Genomic DNA, 16,180 nt, shown 5'->3' on the forward strand with positions numbered 1-16,180 from the left:
CTGAATAATTCGCGGACGGCGGACATGGTGACGCGGATTAGGAAAAGTGCGGCGCCGACGTGACCGCTAAACGGACGTGCTCATACTTTTCGGCCAGCGTCCGTTTTTCGGCGCTGCTGTATTCGTGGTGTTCGATGCTCTCCCGCAGTTCCGAGAGCCGGGTTTCGAGGGCTGCGCGCCGGGCACCCAGGCGGTCGCACCAGCTGACTTCTTCGAAGAGCGCCAGCAGTCGGTTTCCAACGTCGGCGTCCTGCATGCCGTAGTGCCGGATCTGCGAGACGGCAAGGGAGAGGTAATGGTCGAAGCCGGGCCTGGCGAAGATGGCACGGACTACGCCGTCGCCGTCTTTGGCTGCCTCGTCGCGCAGGTCCCGGCCCGCCAGCACGCACAGCAGGCTGGAGAGGTGGCCTATGACGTGCACCGCCGTCGTGGGGTCGTTCGTCCCGGGCGACAGGGCACGGGCCCCGACGTCGGCCAACTGACGGAAGCCGAAGGCGGGATCCTGATCGTTCGTGCGCTCAAAGCCTATGGTCACCGCGTCGCCAAGACGCCGGGTGAGGTCCTCGAGCTCGGCAGCGGTGAACTCTTTGCGCTCCCCTGCCGCCCAGACGGTGGCAAAGGGAACGCCGGCAATCAGGGATTCCCCGGGCCACGCGTCGATCCGGATGATGGCGCCGGCAGCCCGGGCGACGTCGACCACTGCTGCTGCGTCAACCGAGTTGAGGAAGCCGGACGAACCGGCCGCCAGGCGTGCCGCTCCGGGCCCGGCGGGCTGGTTTGATCCGGGGGCCGGGTCCTTGGGAATCACCCGCTCGATGGTGGCGGCGGTTTCGGCATGGACGTTCTTCATCATGGTCTCGACCCGGATCTCCCGGGTCAGGTGTGCCAGGAAAAGGACCAGGCCTATGACGCTGGCCAGGGCCAGGAGGAAGGCCACCGTGACCGCGATGTCGGGGACGAACTCATCCCGGCTCTCAGCGGCGCTTCGAACACTGCGGAGAACCGTCAACGAATAGGAGAAGGTCCCCAGGAACAGCGCCAGGGTCCAATGCACGAAGCTGTCGCTGGTGAACGTGCGGAGCAGCCGCGGGGAGAACTGGCTGCTGGCCAACTGGAGGGTCACGACGGTGAGGGAGAACGTCAGGGAGGTGACGGTGATGAGGGATCCGGAGATGGCCTGCAGTACCGCGCGGGCGGCTTCGGGTCCGCCGCTGAAGAGGTAGTTCTCCAGCGCCCCCGGCATGCGCTCGTCCAGCAGGTTGTCGAGCGCCGGCAGCCCGACGCCCAGCGCCACGGCCAGGGCCACGGCGAGGACCGGGATCGGCCACAGGCGGGCGCGGAAGGCGGCCCGGATTCGCCGGATCATACTGTTGACTGCTGGCGGTCGGCGGCGTCGCCACTGTTGTCGCGGCGTTTGACGGCCCACCACTGGGCCAGGAAGATGGCCAGGGCCAGGGCGGCGCCCACACCCAGGGTGAGCAGGTCCTGCCCCGCCTTGACGAAAACGAACGCCCCCAGGACGGCGAGGTCCAGCATGATCGCGACGGCGGGAACCCACCTCGCGGCCCCGATGTCCCGGTGCAGGTGACGGATAACTCCCAGGTGCACGGCGATGTCCATGCTGATATACAGCAGGGCGCCGAGGGAGGCTATCTTGCTCAGGTCGAAAAAGACGGTGACCAGGATCGCCAGGCCGGCGGTGATGAGCAGGGGCTGGTGTTTGACCTTTCCCGGAAGCGCCGGAGCCTGCTTCATCTCCTGGAGCATCGCGTAGAGCCTGGACACTGAATAGAGGCTGGCGAGCAGGCCGGAGAGCGTGGCGACAACGGCCAGGGCGATGGTCAGGCCAACCCCCCAGGTGCCGAAGAGCGGCTCCGCGGCCCGTGCCAGGGCGTAATCCCGGGCCTTCATGATTTCCGGGACGCTCAGGCTGCCGGTAACCGACACCGTGAGCAGCAGGTAAATGACGGTGCACAGCGCCAGGGAAATGATGATGGACCGGCCGATGTTCTTTTTGGGCTCTTTGATGTCACCGCCCTGATTGGTGATGGTGGTGAACCCCTTGTACGCCAGGATGCAGAGCGTTGTGCCGGCCAGGAAGCCGAGGATGCCCTGCTGCGGAGGTTCACCCGATCCGCCGGTAAGCGCAGTCCCCAGCGAGGACCAGCCCGAGGCCAGCAGGCCCGCGATCGCCAGCGCCGCGATTCCGATGATCTTGCCCGCGGCCGTGACGGTCGCCGACCTCTCCACCAAGGTATTGCCGAACATGTTGACCAGGGCGGCGGCGGCAATCGCCGCCACACCCAGGGCCGGCACCAGCAGCGCGGAACCCTGCAAGCCGAAGGGCCGGAGCAGGTAGGTGCCAAAGGTCCGGGCCAGAAGACTCTCCGCAACCACCATGGACACGTACATAAACAGCGAGAACGCCCCTGCAATGACCCCGGGACCGTACGCAGCCTTGAGCAGCATGGCGATGCCGCCGGAAGACGGGTTGGCTCCGGAGTATTTCACGTAGGAGTAGGAACTGAAGGCGACGACAACCGCTCCGGCAAGAAACGCCGCCGGCACCAGCCCGCCCGCAAGGCCGGCGACCTGGCCGACCAGGGCGAAAATCCCTGCGCCCACCATCACCCCCGTCCCGAGGGAGACGGAACCGGCCAGGGACAGCTTCTTGGAATCATCAGCCATGACGTCCGAGTCTAGCCCCGGCGGTGGAACCCCTGCCCGGCCCCGGCTTGACCCGGATGGTTGCCAGGCGAGGTCCTTGGAGCAAAGAATGAACCAGCGGGTTCCAGAAATCGACGGCGCTTCCTGGGCCCGGCCGATCCGGTCCGCGGTGGAGGCGCGCCATGAAGGCTGTGGTTGTAGGGGCTGGCATTGCGGGGCTCGTCGTGGCGCGCCAACTGGGTATGGCCGGCTGGCACGTCGAGATCCTCGAAAAATCGGCCGCTCCGCGTCTCGACGGCTACATGATGGACTTCTTCGGTCCGGGCGTGGAGGCCGCGGAGAGGATCGGCCTCTACCCGCGCCTCGCCGCCGTGGCCTACCACGTCGAGGCGGCCGAGTATGTCGATGTGGCGGGACGCCCCGCGGCCAGCCTCGACTTCGACCAGTTTGCCCGGCTTGCCGGCGGCAAAGTCCTCAGCCTGCTGCGCCCCGACATGGAGCGCGCTGCACTCGCCGCGCTCGCCGACGTGCCCGCCGGCCGGGTGCTGGTGCGGTACGGGGTGCCGGTTTCCCGGGCGTGGGAGGACGACGACGGCGGCGTGCGCGTCGTCGTCGGGGGCCAGCCGGAGCAGACCCTCACCGCGGACGTCCTCATCGGGGCGGACGGCATCCACTCCAGCATCCGGGCCCTGATGTTCGGGCCGGAAGACGAGTACCTGCACCCGCTAGGCATGCGCGCCGCCGCCTTCATCGTGACCGACCCGGCCCTGAATGCCCGGTTCCGGAACCGGTTCGTCCTCACCGACAGCATCGGCCGGCTCGCCGGGCTCTACAGTCTTCGCTCGGACGAGGTGGCAGCATTCCTGGTTTATCTGCACGCCCCGGGGGCGGCGGGGCAGCTGCCATCCGAGGCGCCGAGGGAACGGCTGCGCCGTGAGTTCGTCGGACTCGGTACAGCGGTCGAGAGGCTGCTGGAACTTTGCCCCGAACACCCGTACGACGATGTGGTGGCACAGATTGTGATGCCGGGCTGGACGCGTGGGCGGACCGTCCTGGTGGGAGATGCCTGCGGGGCGGTGTCGCTGCTGGCCGGCCAGGGCGGTTCGCTCGCCATCGCCGGATCGGCGTTGCTGGCGGACGTCCTGGGGCCTGTGGCCGCACCCGAGGGAATCAGCCCCGCCCTTGCCGGCTTCGAGCGACGCTGGAGGCCGGTAGTCGAGGAGGGCCAGGCCGCTGGCAGGCGTGCGGCCGCCTCGTTCCTGCCCGCGAACCGGACCCAGCGCCTGCTGCGCCGCTGGATCATCCGAGCCAGCCATCTGCCCGGTATCGACCGGCTGGTGGCCCGCCAGATCGTGGGCCGGATCGCCAAGTGAGCCGTTCTTGACCGCTCGCCAGGGACGGGACCAGACTGGGCCTGCGCGGCTCCGCTACTGCGGCCAGGCTCCCGCGTACCGATGGGGTGATGGCGATGGTCCCGATGCTGACGCTCGTTTTTGCCTGCTCCTGCTTGCGGGTGTGCTCATTTCCGAACGTGCCAGCCGGACAGTGCTCTCCACGGCGGTGCTGTTTCTCCTCGGCGGATTTGTCATCGGCCAAGGCGTGACCGGGCTCGTTCCCCTACACCCCCGTGATCAGGTCGTTGCCGTGTTGGCGCAGCTGGCGCTGTTCTCCGTCCTGTTCACGGACGGCATGAAAGTGGGCTGGTCCGACCTGCGAAGCGCCTGGCGGCTACCCGGCCGGGCGCTCGTGCTCGGGCTGCCGCTGACACTCATCGTCACGGCCCTCCTGGCCCGCTATATTGCCGGGCTCCCCTGGCTGCTTCTTGATCGGAGCCGTACTTGCACCGACCGATCCGGTGTTCGCGGCAGCCATTGTGGGGCGTAAGGAAGTCCCCGGGCGCCTGCGTCACCTGCTGAATGTGGAATCAGGACTCAATGACGGGCTGGCGCTCCCCCTGGTTCTCGTGTTGCTGGCAGTTGGCGGCGAAACGGACCTTGGAGTCACGGTTCTTGCCGAAGAAATCGTCCTGGGCCTGCTCGTCGGCGTGTTCGTGCCGCTGCTGGTCATCTGGCTGGAACGCCTGCCGTTCCTGAAGGCGACAAAGGGCCTGCAGCCCCTGGTTGCGGTTTCCATTGGCCTGCTCGTACTTTCGATCTGCCTGGTCACGGGCGCCAACCTCTTCCTCGCCGCGTTTTCTGCCGGCATCACAGTCGCTACCGCGGGACCTGGCTTCCGGGAAGAGTTCGAACAATTCGGCGAACTGGTCTCCGAGCTGCTCAAGCTGGCGGCCATACTGGTCTTCGGGGCCTTGATCACGCCGACATTCCTCTTTGGAGAGATCGCCTGGACGGGCTGGGTCTTCGCTGTCCTCGCCATCGTGGCAGCCCGCCCGTTGGCTTTGCTCATCTCTTTCCTCGGCACGGGGTTGTCAGCCAAGGAACAACTGGCGGCCATGTGGTTCGGCCCGAAGGGGTTTGCCTCCGTGGTCTACGGGCTTCTTGTCCTTGAATCGGGGGTGCAGGGCTCAGATGAGCTCTTTCACCTCGTGGCGCTGGTCATATTGCTGTCCATCCTGGCCCACTCGTCGACCGACGTCCTGGTGGCCAGGCAGTTCGGGAACGTGCCGCGCGCCGGGCCGCGGGCTTCGGCTGCTGCCGACGAGGCCCTATGACCCGTGCCGGGCGCCCGGGCCCGCGGCGGAATTGACGACCAAGACGGGACATGGTGCATGGTTAACGATCTGGGTAGAGACGGAGCCGAGACTCAAACCCGCGAATCCGCCGTGCCCCCGGGACCCAACGACGACGAGATCGGCTTCCGAGGCAGCGTCGAGTATCGCTGATGCCGGCGAATCGCTGTGCACAACCTTCCCGCTAGAGGCAATCCCCTCCCCGGAGACGGACTTCAACGCCTGGGCCTGGACCGCCGCCGCGATTTGTTCCGGAGACTCCTCGGTGGCAATTTCACCCGCCGCCGTTTCCAGCACAGCCGGGAACCAGGCCATCAGCGGCTTGCTCCAGGCCGTCACCAGCCTGAGCTGTCCGTCGCGCATGCGGGCCTCGTCGACGGCCCAGTCCAGCGCCCACTGGGAATGCTCGGAACCGTCAAAACCCACCACGATGACGAATGAACTGTTATTGGTCATTGGACTTTCCTTCCCTCGCCTTACGGGCATCCTAGACCTCAGCGCCTGCGCCATTCAGGGCCAGTTGCCCTACAGTGATGGCGACCGCGCGGATGTTGCAGATTCACTCAGATCCCCGATGCCTTGATGGTTAGCAAGGTCCCCGAGTGGCTGCCCTACCCCCGCGCCAGCACCGGCGTGCTCTGCCGGAGCCCGGCCACGTCCAGGTCCAGCCGGTTGTCCTCCGGGCTGATGTCCTCCGGGTTGTGCGTCACCAGGACAACCGTGCGGCCGGCCAGCCCGCGGCGCAGCTCGGCCAGCATTTCGCGGCCGGCTTCCGCGTCCAGGTGGGCCGTGGGTTCGTCGAGCAGGATCACATCGGCTCCGGTCAGCAGTGTGCGGGCCACCGCCAGGCGTTGGCGCTCCCCGCCGCTGAGGAACGCCCCGCCGGGCCCGATGGGCGCGTCCAGACCCCGGTCGAGCCGCTGCAGCAGCGGTTCCAGGCCGACGGCGGACAGCGCAGCGGAAAGTTGCAGGTCGAGCCCGGTGGCCGCGCCTGTTGCTCCGTCCGTGGGACGATCGCCCTCGGGCAGCCCCAGCATCAGGTTGCCGCGGATGGTCGAGTCGAAGAGGTGCGCTTCCTGCGGGCACCAGGCCGCGCGTCCGGTCAGGAAGAGCTGGCCGTCCGCGGCCGGGAGGAAGCCGAGCATGACGGCCAGCAGGGTGGACTTTCCGGAACCGGAGGCGCCGGTCACGGCGAGCCAGCGGCCCGGTTCGGCGCTGGCGGTCAGCCCGGTGAAGACCGCCGTGCCGCCCGGCCACGCCGCCGCCAGGCGATCGAGTTCCAGGCCGGGACGTCCGCCGGGCCGCGCCGGTAACGGCACTGGTCCGCCGGATCCTTCGGGCGTCTCCGCAGCCAGGACACCGGAGCCGCCGATGCGCCGCAGCACCGATCGCAGCGCCGGATACTGCCGCACCGCCGTCGTGATCGCCGAATACGGTTCCACGAGGGCCAGCTGCAGCAGCACGACGACGGCGACGGTCGCCGGCTCGGCGGCGCCGCTGAGGGCAAGCGGGGCGGCCTGCACCGCGCTGGCCAGCGCGGCGGCCCCGCAGGCCAGCACCGTCAGCGCCTGCCCGAGTCCCTCGGCCAGGGCCGAACGCTGCGACGCGGCAGTCGCCTCCCGGTCGGCACGGTGGATATCGGCAAGGACCGGGGCGCCCACACCGTTGGCATGGAGTTCGGCGCGGGCATCCAGCGCCGCGGCAACCCGCCGCAGCACCCCGGACCGCAGCTGCTGCTCGGTTCCGGCGGACATCCGGTCCGCGAGCAGTGCCAGGGCCGGCGAGGCCGCGAGACTGACGACGGCGGCGGCAACCACGGCCGGGAGCGCTGCCGGGAGCAGCAGCCCGACGCCCGTGACCGCGGCCGCGCCCACGGCCACGGCGGTCAGCGGCGGCAGCACGACGCGCGGCAGCAGCTCGCGGACGGTGTCGACGTCGTCCACCACGGCCCCCAGGACGTTGCCGCCCTGCAGAAGTCGCCGCAGCGACAGCGCCCGACGGCTCAGAGACTCCCACAGCCGGCCGCGGAGCCGCGTCAGCGCCCTGAAGATCGCGTCGTGCAGGAGCAGCCGTTCGGTGTACCGCAGGGCGGCTCGGCCGACGCCGAAGAAGCGCACCCCCACGATTGCGGTGAGCAGGTACAGGATGGGCGGCTGCTCGCTGGCGCGGATGATGAGCCAGCCGGAGAGCCCGGACAGGGCGACGGCGAACAGGGCGGCCAGGACCCCGACCGCGCCGGCGGCGGTAAACTTCCCGGCCACCGGCGCAAGCAGCCGGCGCAGCTGGGCGGCAGCAGTTCCAAAGCGCGCAGCTCCGGCGGCCGACGTTGCGGCCTCGGCAGGAGTGCCGGCGTCGCCGGGATTGCCGGCGTCGAAGGCGGCCGCGTCGGCTAATGCCGGCGGGAGGTCTTGCGCGTCCGGGGCGCGGTCTCGGCTGGCCAAGGGCGGCGCCACGGCCGCGGCGACGGCGCCTCCGGCACGCCCCCCGACGGTCACCAGCCGGTCCGCGAGTTCGCGGGTCTGCCGGTCATGGGCCACCAGCAGCACCGTGGCCTTCCCGCGCAGTCCGGAAATGGTGCGGCTGACCGCATCGGCGGACGCCCGGTCCAGGTGCGCGGTGGGCTCGTCCAGCAGCAGCACCGTGGCGCCGGCCGCGATCCGGGCCAGCCCGCGGGCCACGGCCACCCGGCGCAACTCCCCCGGGCTGAGCTCGGCGGGATGCTTCGCGGCGAGGTGTTCCGCGGCGCAGGCGGCGAGGCAGCGGCAGGCTTCGGCAATGTCCTCGGTGCTGGCCTGCGCCGGGGACCGGTCCGGGCCGGCACCGAGGTATAGCAGGACCTCCGCAAGGACTGTGGGTTCCACCATCACGGGGTGCTGCGGCACCCAGGCGAGGTCCGCCGTCGCGAACCCCTCCAGCCGTCCGGTGACCTCAGTCCCGGTGCCGGAGCCGATGGTGCCGGCCAGGACGCCCAGGACGGTGCTCTTTCCGGCGCCGCTGCGGCCGTCCAGGGCCGTGATCCCGCCGGGGGCGGCAGTGAAGCTCAGCGGTCCGACGGCGGCCTCCGCGCGGCCGGCGTAGCGCACGGTCAGCCCGCGGACCGTGACGGCCGGCGGAACGGGAGCGACGCCGTCCCGGCGGACCGCGGCGGGGACGAGCGGTGCGGCCTGGACGGCGTCGAGGACCTCCGTGGTGTCGGCGAGCGCGGCGCGTCCTTCGTCGCTGGCGTGGTGGGCGGTGCCGAGTTCGCGCAGCGGAAGGTAGCAGTCGGGGGCCAGGATCAGGGCCAGCAGCCCGGCCTCGAGCGCCATGTCCCCGTGCACCAGCCGGACACCGATGAAAACGGCCACCACGGCCACGGAGATCGTGGCGATGAGCTCCAGCGCCAAGGCGGAGAGGAAGGCGGTGCGCAGGGTCCCCATGGTCTTGGAGCGGTAGTCCTCCGAGATGTCCTCGAGGGCCTTGCGCTGGGCGGCCGCGCGGCCCAGGCCCACCAGCACGGGCAGGCCCTTGGCGAGCTCCAGCATGTGCCCGGAGAGCCGGGACAGGGCCGACTGCGCTTCCCGGACCCGGTCCTCGGTGTAGCGGCCGATCAGGATCATGAACAGCGGCACGAGCGGGACGGTCAGGACGATCACCACGGCGCTGATCCAGTCCGCGAAGAGGATCCGCGCCCCGAGCAGCAGCGGGATGGCGGCGCAGTTCACCAGGGCGGGCAGGAACTGGGTGTAGTAGTTATCCAGGGCATCCAGTCCCCGCGTCGCCAGGATCGCGAGTCCGCCGTCGGCCGGACCGGCGGTGCGGGTCCCGGTGCTCAAGGCCCGTTCCAGCAACCGTGAGCGCAGTTCCTCCTTGACGCCCAGCGCGGAGCGGCGGGCTGCCACCGCCTGGGCCCACACGGTGAGCGAGCGCAGCACCACCCCGGCCATTCCCCAGCCGAGCTGTTCCGACCAAGCGGGGTTGTGCGCCATCAGGCCGGCCAGCATGCCGGCGACCGCCTGGCCCATCAGCACCAGCGACAGCGCTTTGAGGGCAGCCAGCAACCCGAGCAGGTAGAGCGCGGAGCGGGTGGCGGGGCCCGCGGGGAACTGCGGTCTCATCGGCGGCTAGTCCTTCGGCGCCAGGGCCTTGGCGGCAATCGCGGGCAGGAAACTGTGCGCTTCCGGGATGTGGGCGGCGCTCACCCGGCGCCGGAATACCCAGTAGGTCCAGGCCTGGTAGGCGAGGACGAGCGGCAGCCCGATGCAGGCCACGATGGTCATCAGGCCCAGGGTGTAGTCCGAGGAGGAGGCGTTGGCGACCGTCAGGCTGAAGTCCGGGTTGAGGGTCGAGGGCAGCACCACCGGGAAGGCAGCGCCGAAAATCGAGGCGCTGCCGAGCAGCAGGAAGACGCCCAGCGACAGGAAGGCCCTGCCTTCGGCGCCGCCACGGGCGAAGTTCCAGGCCAGGGCGGCCGCCACGACGGCGGCGACGACGGCGGCCACGGTCCAGGCCTTGCCGCTTTGGAACTGCAGCACGATCGCCCAGCCGGCGATCGGCAGGAGCAGCACCGGCAGCAGCCGGACGAACCATTGCCGTGCGCGGTGCCGGACGTCGCCGTCGGTCTTCAACGCCAGGAACGCCAGCGCGTGCAGCAGGGAGAAGCCGACGACGGCGAGTCCGCCCAGCACGGCGTAAGCGCTGAACCAGGCGAACGGGCCGCCCTCGCGGTCACCGTTGGCGTTCAGCGGCAGTCCCGTGGTGGTCAGCGCCAGAGCCGCGCCGACCCCGAAGGCGGCGACCAGGGAGCCCAGCGCGATGGCCCAGTCCCAGCGGGCACGCCACTGCGGGGTGTCCACCTTGCCGCGGTATTCGAAGGCCACGGCGCGGAAGATCAGCGCTACCAGGACCAGCAGCAGCGGCAGGTAAAGGGCGGAGAAGAGGGAGGCGTACCAGAGCGGAAAGGCCGCGAAGGTGGCGCCGCCGGCGGTGAGCAGCCACACCTCGTTGCCGTCCCAGACCGGGCCGATGGTGTTGAGCAGCACCCGGCGTTCGGTGTTGTTCCGGGCGAAGCCCTTCATGAGCATGCCGACTCCGAGGTCGAAGCCCTCCAGGAATAGATAGCCCGTCCACAGCAGCGCGATGGCAATGAACCAGATGGTGGGTAGCAGTTCCATGCTGAATTTCCTCTGCTTCTTGTTCGGGGGGCGTTAGTAGGCGAAGGCCAGGACGTCGTCGGCCCCGGGTTTGCCGGGCGTGCCGCCGGGCGGGGTCTGGTCCTCGTTTTCGTCCGCCGGGGCGTGGGCCAGCTCGGGCATCGCGGAGACCACACCGCCGCGGATGTACTTCACCAGCAGCTTCACCTCCACCACCAGCAGCACCGCGTACACGGCCGTCAGCACCACCAGGGAGGTCAGCAGCTCGCCGGCGGAGACGCCCGGGGACACCGCCGCGGCGGTGAACATGAAGACCTGGTCGATCCCGCTGGGATCCGGGTTGGGGGCAACCACGAAGGGCTGGCGGCCCATTTCGGTGAAGATCCAGCCGGCGGCGTTGGCGCCGAAGGGGGCCAGGATGCCGAACACGGCGAGCCGCATCAGGCCGCGGGAGGCCGGGACGGTGCCCTTGCGGGTGATCCAGAGTGCCACGAGGGCTGCGAGGGCTGCGACGCCGCCGAAGCCGATCATCATCCGGAACCCCCAGTAGGTGACTTCCATGACCGGGACGTACTGGATTTCCTGGCCGGCGCGGTCACCGTAGATCGGGTTGTCCGGCAGGTGTGTGCCGTAGTCGGCCTTGTACTGCTCCAGCAGGCTGTTGACGCCCTTCACCTCGGTGGTGAAGTCGCCCTTGGCCAGGAAGGACAGGATGCCGGGGACCTCGATCACGGCGACGACGTCGTCGCAGTTCTTGGAGCCGACGTTGCCGACGCTCAGGATGGAGAAGCCGGTGCCGTCGTGGCAGGCCGCCTCGGCAGCGGCCATCTTCATGGGCTGCTGCTCAAACATGAGCTTGCCCTGCAGGTCGCCCGTGATGGCGGTGCCCGCGAAGGAGATCATCGCGACGACGGCGCCGATCCGCAGCGAGCGGATCCAGACGGCGTGGTCCGCGCGGTCCCGGCCCGGGATCTCCGACTCCCCGGGGATCACCTTGCCGTCGGCTCCCACGGTGTCGATGCCGTCGTGGCGGCGGCGCCACAGGTGGTACCACGCGATGCCGAGGAGGAAGGCCCCGGCGACGGCGAGGGCGCCGAAAAGGGTGTGCGGCACGGCCACGAGCGCCGTGTTGTTGGTGAAGACGGCCCAGGCGTCGGTCATTACCGGACGCCCGTCAATCATCTCGACGCCCACCGGGTGCTGCATCCAGCTGTTGGCCACAATGATGAAGTAGGCGGAGAAGACCGAGCCGATCACGGCGATCCAGAGGCAGGCCAGGTGGACGCCGCGCTTGAGCTGCTTCCAGCCGAAGATCCAGAGGCCCAGGAAAGTGGATTCCACGAAGAAGGCCAGCAGCGCCTCCATGGCGAGCGGCGCCCCGAAGACGTCCCCGACGAAGCGGCTGTACTCGCTCCACGCCATGCCGAACTGGAACTCCTGCACGATGCCGGTGGCCACGCCCATGATGAAGTTAATCAGGAAGAGTTTGCCCCAGAACTTGGTCATCCGGAGGTACTCGGGCCGGCCGGTGCGGTACCAGAGGGTCTGGATCACCGCCACTACCAGCCCCAGGCCGATCGTGAGCGGCACCATCATGAAGTGGTAGACGGTGGTGATGCCGAATTGCCAGCGTGCGATTTCCAAGGCGTCCAAGGCAGTCCCTTTGGCTAGGTTCCCGAGAGATTTCTACGTTGTGTAGAACTGATACTTCTACAGAGTGTAGAACAAGTTCACACCCTCCCGCACCCCAGCGTGGCACGGCGTGCCCTGCCCCGCAATGGATCGGCGCGGGCAGCGGGCGCCGGGCCGCCCCGCCCCGGCGCCGCAGGCGACACGCCGCGGCGCCGCAGGCGACACGCCGCGGCGGCCCTGTTCTACCTCATGTAGAAACTGGGCGGAAAACGCGGTAAATTTAAAGCTGAAGTATCCGGCAAACCACCCGGGCGGGACCACCGCCCAAGGCGGCACTCAAGAAGGACGTACGGAATGGCAAGTCTCGGCGAACTGGAACGGGCAGTGATGGACCTGCTCTGGGCAGGCCAGGAGGCTGCGACCGCGAACACCCTGCGGGACCTGCTCGCGCAGAGCACGCAGGCGGCGGGCGGCTCTGCCGGTCACGAGGGCAAGGACCTGGCCGTCACCACCGTGTTGACCGTCCTGTCCCGGCTTGAGCGCAAGGGCCTGGTGGAGCGGGAACGCGGCACCCGCCCGCACCGTTACCAGGCCGTCTCCAGCCGCGCGGACCACACCGCGGAACTGATGCATGAGGTGCTCGGCTCCGCCCCCGACCGGGAGGCCGTGCTGGCCCGCTTCATTGGTTCCGTGTCCGCGACCGAAGCTGAAACGCTGCGCAAACTGCTGGACCACAGCTAACACCGGTGTTCTGGACCTCATACTTTCTGGCGGTCCTGGCGATAGTTCTGGCGTGGCCGGTACCTATCCTGCTTTCGCGTGCCCAATGGCCGGCCCGCTCCCCTTTTACGGCCATGCTGATCTGGCAGGCAATCGCCCTCGCCGGCGGCCTGTCGATGATCGGGGCCATGCTTGTCTACGGCCTGGAGCCGGTCGGGGACAACCTGCTGGCCGGCCTCCGCTCGCTGGCCGGCATGGTCCTGCGCAACGAGCCGACCACGGCGCTGGGCTTCTGGCATATCTTCGCCCTCTCGGCCGCGGCCCTGTTGAGCGCCCATCTGGTCTTCACCCTGCTGCTCACCTATTACAAGATCCAGCGCCAGCGGCGGCGGCACCGCGAGCTGCTCGCGCTGCTCGCTTCCCCCTCGACGGACGGCGCCCGGACCATGGTGATCAGCCATGACTCCCCCGTGGCCTACTGCCTGCCGGGCGGCGCCCGCTCCGTCACGGTGCTCTCCGATGGACTGATGGCGGCACTGGAGCCGGACGAATTGCGTGCGGTCCTGATCCACGAGAACGCCCACCTGAGCCAACGACACCATCTGCTGCTGTGGGCGTTCGCGGCCTGGCGGCAGGCGCTGCCCTGGTTGCCGACCACCCGGCTCGCGCAGGAGGCCGTCAACTCGCTGATCGAGATGCTCGCCGACGACGTTGCCCTGAAGACCGAAAGCAAGGCCACCCTGATCAAGGCGATCGCGATCGTGGCGAGCGGTTCCGCCGGCCCTGGCAACGCCACGGCGGCGCCGGCGGCCCGGATGGCGTTCGGCGACGCCGGCACCGAGGCCGACGCCGGCCAGCCCGGAGCCACCGGAGGTGCCGGTTCGGCGGTGACCACGGCCTCGCGGGTCAGCCGGCTGCTCTCCCCGCAGCCGCCGCTGCCGGAGGTCCTTCGCTACGCCGTGCTGGGCGCCTGCCTGCTGCTGCTGGCGGTGCCCACGGCGCTGCTGATCGTGCCGGGCCTGCTCGGCTGAACCGGATTCTCTGGCGGCGCGGGGTTGCCCGGCGCGCGGGACGGGTTGCGCCCGCTCAGGCGTCGATGCGTTCGCGGTCCAGGCTCGCCGCCCCGGCGATGATGAAGTCCTTGCGCGGCGCCACGTCGGAGCCCATCAGCAGGTCGAAGGTCTCCTCGGCCTGCTTCGCGTTTTCGATCCCGACCTTGCGCAGGGTGCGGTGCCGCGGGTCCATCGTGGTCTCCGCGAGCTGCTCGGCGTCCATTTCGCCCAGGCCCTTGTAGCGCTGGATCGGTTCCTTGTAGCGCTTGCCTTCCTTGGCCAGGCGGGCGAGCAGCACGTGCAGCTCCGCCTCCGAGTACGTGTAGATCATCTCGTTGGCCTTCTGGCCGGCGTTGATGACTTCCACCCGGTGCAGCGGCGGGACGGCGGCGAAGACGCGGCCTTCATCGATCATCGGGCGCATGTAGCGGAAGAACAGCGTCAGCAGCAGGGTCCGGATGTGGGCGCCGTCGACGTCGGCATCGGTCATCAGGATGACCTTGCCGTAACGCGCGGCGCCGATATCGAAGCTGCGGCCGGAACCGGCGCCGACGACCTGGATCAGGGCGGCGCATTCGGCGTTGGAGAGCATGTCCCCCACCGAGGCCTTCTGCACGTTCAGGATCTTGCCGCGGATCGGCAGCAGCGCCTGGAAGTCCGACGAACGCGCCAACTTGGCGGTGCCAAGGGCGGAGTCACCTTCGACGATGAACAGTTCGGAGCGTCCGACGTCGTCCGTCCGGCAGTCCGCCAGCTTGGTGGGCATCGAGGAGGTCTCCAGCGCGTTCTTGCGCCGCTGCGTCTCCTTGTGGACGCGGGCCGAGATGCGCGACTTCATCTCGCTGACGACCTTTTCCAGCAGCAGCGCTGACTGGGCCTTGTCGTTGCGGTTGGACGAGGTGAGCTTGGCGTTGATCTCCTGCTCCACCACCTTGGCCACGATGGCGCGGACCGCCGAGGTGCCGAGGATCTCCTTGGTCTGGCCCTCGAACTGAGGCTCGGCGAGGCGGACCGTCAGCACGGCCGTGAGCCCGGCGAAGATGTCGTCCTTTTCGATCTTGTCGTTGCCGGCCTTGAGCTTGCGGGCATTGCTTTCCACGGCCTTGCGGAACGTCTTGAGCAGGGCCTGTTCGAAGCCGGACTGGTGCGTTCCGCCCTTGGGGGTGGAGATGATGTTCACGAAGCTGCGCACGGTGCTGTCGTAGCCGATGCCCCAGCGCAGGGCGACGTCAACCTCACAGTCGCGCTCCACTTCGGCGAGCTGGCTGTGGCCGCGCTCGTCCAAGACGGGGACTGTTTCCTTGAACTTGCCGGCGCCGTGCAGGCGCCAGACGTCGGTGACGGCCGGATCGGCGGCGAGGAACTCGACGAACTCGGAGAGGCCGCCGTCGTGGTGGAAGATCTCCTCGTGCGGACCGAACTCCCCGGGGGTGCCGGCGACCTTGCGTTCGTCCCGGACGGTGAGCTTCAGCCCGGGCACCAGGAAGGACGTTTGCCGGGCGCGGGCGGCGAGCTCGTCGTAGGAGAACTTCGCGTCCGGGGTGAAGATCTGGCGGTCGGCCCAGTAGCGGATCCGGGTGCCGGTGACACCGCGTTTGGCCTTGCCAACGACGTCGAGCACGGAGCCATCGACGAAGGGCTCGAACACGGCGGCCGGATCCGGCTTGGTGCCCGGGTCCTTGAACCGGCCCGGCTCGCCGCGGCGGAAGGACATCTTGTAGGTCTTGCCGCCGCGGTCCACTTCGACGTCCAGGCGGGAGGACAGGGCGTTCACGACCGAGGCGCCGACGCCGTGCAGGCCGCCTGAGGCCGTGTAGGAACCGCCGCCGAACTTGCCACCGGCGTGCAGCTTGGTGAAGACCACCTCGACGCCGGTGAGCCCGGTCTTGGGCTCGACGTCGATCGGGATGCCGCGGCCGTCGTCATGGATCTCCACCGAGTTGTCGGCGTGCAGGATGATCTTGATGTCGTGGCCGAAGCCGGCGAGGGCTTCGTCGACGGAGTTGTCGATGATCTCCCAGAGGCAGTGCATGAGACCGCGGGAGTCCGTGGAGCCGATGTACATACCCGGGCGCTTGCGGACGGCCTCGAGGCCTTCCAGCACGGACAGATGCCGGGCGGTGTAGTCAGAACTTGGTGCCACGGGTCGGAAACTCCTTCAGGGATGGAACGCAGAGACGCTCTTCCTAGGTTAGTCGGCCCGACGCCGGACTCAGGGTTGCCACTCCCCGAAGAGACAACACGGCCGTCATGATCCTGCCGCTGTTACTGAGCCGTGATACGCGGAC

Annotated in this window: 12 protein-coding genes; 5 read left to right on the top strand and 7 right to left on the bottom strand. The window is 68.9% G+C overall.

Features of this window, described 5'->3' with window-relative positions:
• Window positions 1-37 precede the first annotated feature (37 nt).
• Window positions 38-1,366: a DUF2254 domain-containing protein gene (locus tag AC1DGE_RS10450; protein WP_476909527.1), complete on the bottom strand. Its 1,329-nt coding sequence runs from the start codon at window positions 1,364-1,366 to the stop codon at window positions 38-40.
• Window positions 1,363-2,688 (bottom strand): APC family permease, encoded by a 1,326-nt coding sequence (locus AC1DGE_RS10455; protein WP_476909526.1) that lies wholly within the window; start codon window positions 2,686-2,688, stop codon window positions 1,363-1,365. The genes AC1DGE_RS10450 and AC1DGE_RS10455 overlap by 4 nt, the downstream gene beginning before the upstream one ends.
• A 161-nt stretch (window positions 2,689-2,849) precedes the next feature.
• On the opposite strand from AC1DGE_RS10455, the gene AC1DGE_RS10460 reads away from it, so the two are divergent.
• The 3 genes from AC1DGE_RS10460 (at window position 2,850) to AC1DGE_RS10470 (ending at window position 5,338) form a co-directional block, all read left to right on the top strand.
• On the top strand, window positions 2,850-4,040 hold the full coding sequence (locus tag AC1DGE_RS10460; RefSeq protein ID WP_476909525.1) for an FAD-dependent monooxygenase: 1,191 nt from the start codon (window positions 2,850-2,852) through the stop codon (window positions 4,038-4,040).
• Between the two features lie 142 nt (window positions 4,041-4,182).
• Window positions 4,183-4,551: a cation:proton antiporter domain-containing protein gene (locus tag AC1DGE_RS10465; protein ID WP_476909524.1), complete on the top strand. Its 369-nt coding sequence runs from the start codon at window positions 4,183-4,185 to the stop codon at window positions 4,549-4,551.
• A complete protein-coding gene (locus AC1DGE_RS10470) occupies window positions 4,541-5,338 on the top strand; it encodes a cation:proton antiporter domain-containing protein (protein ID WP_476917453.1) in 798 nt (265 codons plus the stop codon). The genes AC1DGE_RS10465 and AC1DGE_RS10470 overlap by 11 nt, the downstream gene beginning before the upstream one ends.
• Here AC1DGE_RS10470 and AC1DGE_RS10475 read toward each other — a convergent pair.
• The 4 genes from AC1DGE_RS10475 to AC1DGE_RS10490 form a co-directional block, all read right to left on the bottom strand.
• The gene (locus tag AC1DGE_RS10475; RefSeq protein WP_476909523.1) at window positions 5,333-5,812 is read right to left on the bottom strand and encodes a universal stress protein; all 480 of its coding nucleotides are present in this window, start codon (window positions 5,810-5,812) and stop codon (window positions 5,333-5,335) included. The genes AC1DGE_RS10470 and AC1DGE_RS10475 overlap by 6 nt on opposite strands.
• Before the next feature lie 155 nt (window positions 5,813-5,967).
• Window positions 5,968-9,453: a thiol reductant ABC exporter subunit CydD gene (gene cydD, locus AC1DGE_RS10480; RefSeq protein WP_476917424.1), complete on the bottom strand. Its 3,486-nt coding sequence runs from the start codon at window positions 9,451-9,453 to the stop codon at window positions 5,968-5,970.
• A gap of 6 nt (window positions 9,454-9,459) precedes the next feature.
• The gene (gene cydB / locus AC1DGE_RS10485; RefSeq protein ID WP_441418840.1) at window positions 9,460-10,509 is read right to left on the bottom strand and encodes a cytochrome d ubiquinol oxidase subunit II; all 1,050 of its coding nucleotides are present in this window, start codon (window positions 10,507-10,509) and stop codon (window positions 9,460-9,462) included.
• 33 nt (window positions 10,510-10,542) lie between these two features.
• Window positions 10,543-12,141: a cytochrome ubiquinol oxidase subunit I gene (locus tag AC1DGE_RS10490; protein ID WP_476917425.1), complete on the bottom strand. Its 1,599-nt coding sequence runs from the start codon at window positions 12,139-12,141 to the stop codon at window positions 10,543-10,545.
• Between the two features lie 333 nt (window positions 12,142-12,474).
• On the opposite strand from AC1DGE_RS10490, the gene AC1DGE_RS10495 reads away from it, so the two are divergent.
• Complete coding sequence (locus AC1DGE_RS10495; RefSeq protein ID WP_441418842.1) at window positions 12,475-12,861, top strand: BlaI/MecI/CopY family transcriptional regulator; 387 nt, start codon at window positions 12,475-12,477, stop codon at window positions 12,859-12,861.
• Window positions 12,862-12,866: 5 nt separating this feature from the next.
• A complete protein-coding gene (locus AC1DGE_RS10500) occupies window positions 12,867-13,871 on the top strand; it encodes a M56 family metallopeptidase (RefSeq protein ID WP_476917426.1) in 1,005 nt (334 codons plus the stop codon).
• Window positions 13,872-13,926: 55 nt separating this feature from the next.
• Here the strand turns inward: AC1DGE_RS10500 and AC1DGE_RS10505 are convergent, their stop codons facing one another.
• Complete coding sequence (locus tag AC1DGE_RS10505; RefSeq protein WP_476917427.1) at window positions 13,927-16,035, bottom strand: DNA gyrase/topoisomerase IV subunit B; 2,109 nt, start codon at window positions 16,033-16,035, stop codon at window positions 13,927-13,929.
• Window positions 16,036-16,180 lie beyond the last annotated feature (145 nt).

The organism is Arthrobacter sp. 05N425 (genome assembly GCF_056397125.1).

Bases quoted from the DNA above. Each gene is read 5' to 3' on its own strand.
- AC1DGE_RS10450 (WP_476909527.1), bottom strand. From the start codon at position 1,366: ATGATCCGGCGAATCCGGGCCGCCTTCCGCGCCCGCCTGTGGCCGATC.
- AC1DGE_RS10455 (WP_476909526.1), bottom strand. From the start codon at position 2,688: ATGGCTGATGATTCCAAGAAGCTGTCCCTGGCCGGTTCCGTCTCCCTC.
- AC1DGE_RS10460 (WP_476909525.1), top strand. From the start codon at position 2,850: ATGAAGGCTGTGGTTGTAGGGGCTGGCATTGCGGGGCTCGTCGTGGCG.
- AC1DGE_RS10475 (WP_476909523.1), bottom strand. From the start codon at position 5,812: ATGACCAATAACAGTTCATTCGTCATCGTGGTGGGTTTTGACGGTTCC.
- cydD (WP_476917424.1), bottom strand. From the start codon at position 9,453: ATGAGACCGCAGTTCCCCGCGGGCCCCGCCACCCGCTCCGCGCTCTAC.
- cydB (WP_441418840.1), bottom strand. From the start codon at position 10,509: ATGGAACTGCTACCCACCATCTGGTTCATTGCCATCGCGCTGCTGTGG.
- AC1DGE_RS10495 (WP_441418842.1), top strand. From the start codon at position 12,475: ATGGCAAGTCTCGGCGAACTGGAACGGGCAGTGATGGACCTGCTCTGG.